The sequence below is a fragment of the Kitasatospora sp. NPDC057542 genome (genome assembly GCF_042801945.1).
Taxonomy (GTDB): Bacteria; Actinomycetota; Actinomycetes; order Streptomycetales; family Streptomycetaceae; genus Kitasatospora.
The window spans coordinates 1-2,936 of the sequence record NZ_JBHVFE010000708.1 but is presented as its reverse complement, the minus strand read 5'-3'; the positions used below and the strand labels follow the sequence as shown (position 1 = coordinate 2,936).

Annotated in this window: 4 protein-coding genes; 2 read left to right on the top strand and 2 right to left on the bottom strand. The window is 74.1% G+C overall.

The features are described from left to right. Nucleotides 1-81 precede the first annotated feature (81 nt). Complete coding sequence (gene thrS / locus ACFU7Y_RS42470) at nt 82-1,359, top strand: threonine--tRNA ligase (protein ID WP_380771791.1); 1,278 nt, start codon at nt 82-84, stop codon at nt 1,357-1,359. Nucleotides 1,360-1,537: 178 nt separating this feature from the next. Here thrS and ACFU7Y_RS42465 read toward each other — a convergent pair whose 3' ends face one another. After that, entirely contained in the window at nt 1,538-1,948 is a 411-nt protein-coding gene (locus ACFU7Y_RS42465; protein ID WP_224285464.1) for a VOC family protein, read from the bottom strand. Between the two features lie 89 nt (nt 1,949-2,037). On the opposite strand from ACFU7Y_RS42465, the gene ACFU7Y_RS42460 reads away from it, so the two are divergent. Further along, the gene (locus ACFU7Y_RS42460; RefSeq protein ID WP_224285465.1) at nt 2,038-2,514 is read left to right on the top strand and encodes a MarR family winged helix-turn-helix transcriptional regulator; all 477 of its coding nucleotides are present in this window, start codon (nt 2,038-2,040) and stop codon (nt 2,512-2,514) included. A 44-nt stretch (nt 2,515-2,558) separates the two neighbouring features. Here the strand turns inward: ACFU7Y_RS42460 and ACFU7Y_RS42455 are convergent. Then, a partial coding sequence (locus ACFU7Y_RS42455) for a C40 family peptidase (RefSeq protein WP_380771788.1) occupies nt 2,559-2,936 on the bottom strand: 378 nt, incomplete at its 5' end.

Sequence of the window (2,936 nt, the reverse complement as noted above, 5' to 3'; positions counted from 1 at the left end):
GTCCGAAGCCCCGGGGCGAGTGCCCCGGGGCTTCGCCGTTTCCGGACCCACTCGCCCGCAGACCGAGTGGAGACCATCCCCGTGCACGACAACCAGCCCTCGCACGCTCACGTCGCCCATGACCGCGCGGCGCGCGACCACCGCAAGCTCGGCCGCGAACTCGACCTGTTCGACACCGACCCGCTGATGGGCTCCGGCCTGCCGTACTGGCTCCCCGACGGCGCCGCGATCCGGCACTCCCTGGAGGAGTTCATCCGCGGCCGTGAGCGCCGGGCCGGCTACCGCCACGTCTACTCCCCGGTGCTCGGCAAGCGCGAGCTGTACGAGATCTCCGGCCACTGGGCGCACTACCGCGAGGACATGTTCCCGCCCATGGAACTGGGGTCCGAGGAGATGGTGCTGCGCCCCAGCCTCTGCCCGCACCATGCGCTGATCTACCGCTCCCGGGCCCACAGCTACCGGGAACTTCCGCTGCGCATGGCCGAGTTGGGCGGCATGTACCGCTCCGAGCTGTCCGGGGTGCTCGGCGGGCTGACCAGGGTCCGGGCGATCCAGTTGAACGACGCCCACGTCTTCTGCACCCCGGGGCAGGCGGCCGACGAGGCGGTCGCCGCACTGGAGTTGATCCGCGAGGCGCACCGGGCGCTGGGCGTCGTACCCGTCCGCTACCGCCTTTCGCTGCCCGGCGCCGGAGGCAAGTACGTGGCGGACCCGGCGCTCTGGGAGCGCGCCGTCGCACTGCTCACCGAGGTGCTGGAGCGCTCCGGGGTGCCGTTCGAGGCGGCGGAGGGCGAGGCCGCGTTCTACGGGCCGAAGATCGACGTGCAGATCGCCGACGGCGCCGGGCGCGAGTTCACCCTCTCCACCGTGCAGATCGACTTCCACCAGCCCGAGCGGTTCAACCTGCACTACGTCGGCGCGGACGGCGCCAAGCACCGCCCGGTGATGGTGCACCGCAGCGTGATCGGCAGCGTCGAGCGCGTGGTCGCCCACCTGATCGAGCTGTACGGGGGTGCGTTCCCGGCCTGGCTCGCGCCCGTCCAGGTGATACTGCTGCCCGTCTCCGAGGCCGAACTGCCGCAGGCCGAACGGTTCCGGCAGCGCTGCCTGGACCTCGGACTGCGCGCCGAGGTCGCCGGCCCCGAGCACGGCAGCCTCGGTGCCCGGATCCGTGAGGCCCGGCTGGTGCCGTACCAAGGGGTGATCGGGGCCAAGGAGGCCGTGGACGACCGGGTCGCGCTGAGGCTGCGGGACGGCCGCCGGCTGGAGCCGCTGCCGGCCGAGGAGGCGTGGGCGCGGATCGGAGCCCTGGTGGCGGCGTGCGGCGCGGAGCTGTGGGCGGACGGCGCCGAGCGCTGAACCCGGGGGCGGTGGCGGCATCCGGCGCCGCGTGCACGGGTGGGGGCCGCCGCCGTGCGGACACCTGGCGGTCGGGGCCGCCACCCCGGCCGGGCTCCGCCCGCTGCCCGTCCGGCCGGGGCGTCCTGTCGACGGCCTGTGCCGCAGGAGGCGGAGGTCCCGGTGCGGCGCGGGCCGCTCAGTAGGACTGGAGCTCGATCAAGTGGCCGTCCGGGTCGCGCAGATGGGCGCTGCGCAGGTCGGGGCCCCACTCGGGGCGGTCGGTCGCCGGCGCGGCCGGGGTGCCGCCGTGGCGCAGACAGAGATCGAGGGCGGCGTCCACGTCGTCCACCCGGAGGACCAGCATCGCGGCGTCCTGTGCGGGGGCGGCGGGGTGGGCGGGCAGTTCGGCGGTGCCGAGGGCGGTGGCCATCGCGGCGCGGTCGAAGAGCACCAGGAGGGCGTGGTCGGCGAGGTCCCAGTTGGCGTACGGGCCTTCGGGTGCGCCCTTGACCAGGGTGGCGCCGGTGAGCGGCGGAAGGACCGCGCGGTAGAAGCCGAAGCACTCGGCGAAGCGGGTGACGAGCAGTCGGGGGTACAGGGCGTCCACGGGCGAACTCCTGGCAAGGGGGGGCGGTGAGGGAGCGAGGCAATTGATGGGTCTGAACCCACTATAGGGAGAGGCCCTAGACTTCCGCCATGGCCTCCGAGAACCCGCACCCCGCCGCCGAGCTCCCCCCGACTCTGCTGGACCTCAGCACCTATCTGCTCTCCAGGGTCGGCAAGGCGGCGCGCGGCCGGCTGGCCGAGCGGCTGGCCGAACGCGGCCTGAGGCTCTGGGACATGGCGGTGCTGGCCGCGCTCGCCGACTTCGGCCCACAGGCCCAGCGGGACCTGGTGCGGCGGCTGGCCATCGACCCGAGTGACCTGGCCAAGGTTGCCGACCAGCTTGCCGCAGCCGGGTACGTCGAGCGCGCCAGGGACCAGGTCGACCGGCGGCGGGTCTCCGTCTCGGTCACCGACGCCGGACTCGCGCTGCTCGCCGAACTGGACGCGCAGGCGCGGGCGGTGCAGGACGAGGTGCTCGCGCCGCTGGACGCGGGGGAGCGGCAGGCGTTGCAGGGGCTGTTGCTGCGGGTGCACCACGGGATGGGGGAGTGGCGCGGCGGCCTGTGACCGGCCGGCCCGGTGGAGAGGCCGGTGGAGACCCGGCCGATGGGTCAGCCGGCGGGTTGCCCCGGGCGGCGGGCGCCGGCGAACTCGCCCGCCCAGCGCGGGACGTCGAGCACGTTCTCGACCCGGGCGACCAGGGTGCCCGTCCGCTCGGCGTGGATCATTGCGCCCTCGCCGACATGGATCCCGACGTGGTGCAGCGGCGCGTCGGGCCGGGAGAAGAACAGCAGGTCGCCCGGGGCGAGCGCGTCGCGCTCCACCGGAGCGCTGAGGTGGAACTGTGCGACGGTGTAGTGCCCGAGCTCGACGGCGCCCTGGCTGGCCCGGTACCAGCAGTAGAGCGACAGGCCGCTGCAGTCGAAGCCGACCGTCTTCTCGCCCAGGCACACGCCGTCCAGCCAGCCGTTCTGCTCGTCGCAGAAGCC